Origin of the sequence: Arthrobacter sp. I3, assembly GCF_000520575.1 — a bacterium.
Lineage (GTDB): Bacteria > Actinomycetota > Actinomycetes > Actinomycetales > Micrococcaceae > Arthrobacter > Arthrobacter humicola_A.
This window is the reverse complement of the sequence record NZ_KI914940.1, coordinates 8,406-10,288: the sequence shown is the minus strand read 5'-3', so window position 1 is coordinate 10,288 and position 1,883 is coordinate 8,406. Positions and strand designations below refer to the sequence as shown.

Annotated in this window: 2 protein-coding genes; both read left to right on the top strand. The window is 66.4% G+C overall.

The window, feature by feature from the left end; all coding sequences use genetic code 11:
* The first annotated feature begins 137 nt into the window (after nt 1-137).
* Nucleotides 138-1,400 (top strand): class II fructose-bisphosphate aldolase, encoded by a 1,263-nt coding sequence (fbaA, locus tag Y706_RS30320; protein ID WP_028277430.1) that lies wholly within the window; start codon nt 138-140, stop codon nt 1,398-1,400.
* Between the two features lie 2 nt (nt 1,401-1,402).
* Entirely contained in the window at nt 1,403-1,828 is a 426-nt protein-coding gene (locus Y706_RS0116205) for a DUF3151 domain-containing protein (protein ID WP_028277429.1), read from the top strand.
* Nucleotides 1,829-1,883 lie beyond the last annotated feature (55 nt).

Sequence of the window (1,883 nt, the reverse complement as noted above, 5' to 3'; positions counted from 1 at the left end):
CGCCCGGCCGCGAGTGTTACAGGGGCCACGTGACCGGAGACACGGCCCCGGCGCAGGAATGGCTAGGATGGTTCCTAGCCGACGAGGTTCCCTCCAGGATCACCAGCCCGTAGACGAAATTCACATTAGGAGTCAGCATGCCCATTGCAACCCCAGAGATCTACTCCGAGATGATCGACCGTGCAAAGACGGGCGGCTTCGCCTTCCCGGCGGTCAACGTCACGTCCTCCCAGACCCTGAACGCCGCCCTGCGCGGCTTCGCCGAGGCCGAGTCCGACGGCATCGTCCAGGTCTCCACCGGCGGTGCAGCTTACTGGTCCGGCGCCTCCACCAAGGACATGGTTGCCGGCTCCCTCGGCTTTGCCGCGTTCGCCCGCGAAGTCGCGAAAAACTACGGCGTGAACATCGCCCTGCACACGGACCACTGCCCCAAGGACAAGCTGGACGGCTTTGTGCTCCCGCTGCTTGCCGCCTCCGAGGCCGAGGTCAAGGCAGGCCGCAACCCCCTCTTCAACTCGCACATGTGGGACGGCTCCGCCGAGACCCTGCAGGAAAACCTGCGGATCGCCCGTGAACTGCTCGAGCGCACCGCGGCCGCCAAGATGGCCGCGTTCGCCCGCGAAGTCGCGAAAAACTACGGCGTGAACATCGCCCTGCACACGGACCACTGCCCCAAGGACAAGCTGGACGGCTTTGTGCTCCCGCTGCTTGCCGCCTCCGAGGCCGAGGTCAAGGCAGGCCGCAACCCCCTCTTCAACTCGCACATGTGGGACGGCTCCGCCGAGACCCTGCAGGAAAACCTGCGGATCGCCCGTGAACTGCTCGAGCGCACCGCGGCCGCCAAGATGATCCTCGAGGTCGAGATCGGCACTGTGGGCGGCGAGGAAGACGGCGTCGAGAACGCCATCAACGACAAGCTCTACACCACGGTCGAGGACGCCCTGGCCACCATCGACGCGCTCGGTTCCGGCGAAAACGGCCGCTACATCACGGCACTGACCTTCGGCAACGTGCACGGCGTCTACAAGCCGGGCGGCGTCAAGCTCCGCCCTGAGATCCTCAAGGACATCCAGGAGCAGGTCGGCGCCAAGATCGGCAAGGCCAACCCGTTCGACCTCGTGTTCCACGGCGGCTCCGGCTCCTCGGACAAGGAAATCGCGGACGCCGTCTCCTACGGCGTCATCAAGATGAACATCGACACCGACACCCAGTACGCCTACACCCGCCCCGTGGTGGATCACATGTTCCGCAACTACGACGGCGTGCTGAAGATCGACGGCGAAGTCGGCAACAAGAAGCTCTACGATCCCCGCGTCTGGGGTGCTTCGGCGGAGGCCGGCCTGGCCGCCCGCGTGGTCGAGGCCGCCCAGCAGCTGGGCTCCACCGGCAAGACCTTCTAGCCATGTCCGACGAGTTCCGGAAAAACCTGATGGGTCCCGAGCCCACGCTCCTGCCTGCCGAGAGCGAGATCTACCAGCATCTCGCGCTCGGCCAGGAAGCCGTGGACCTCGTGGCGAAGCACCCCACCTCCTCGCTCCTGTGGGCCATCCTCGCCGAGGAGGCCTGGGACGAGGGCCGCACCATCGATTCCTACGCGTACTCGCGGGTCGGCTACCACCGCGGCCTCGACTCACTGCGCCGCAACGGCTGGCGCGGCGTCGGGCCGATCCCGTGGGAGCACGAACCCAACCGCGGCTTCCTGCGCTCCCTCTACTCGCTTGGCCGTGCGTCCGCGGCGATCGGCGAGGCTGAGGAGCCGGAGCGGATCGAAAAGTTCCTGAAGGATTCCGATCCCGGCGCGAAGGCGGCCATCGAAGCCGAGGGCTGAGGCGGCACCAGGCAACGCGTTGCGGTTTAACTGACGACGGCGGGCTCCCACCTTG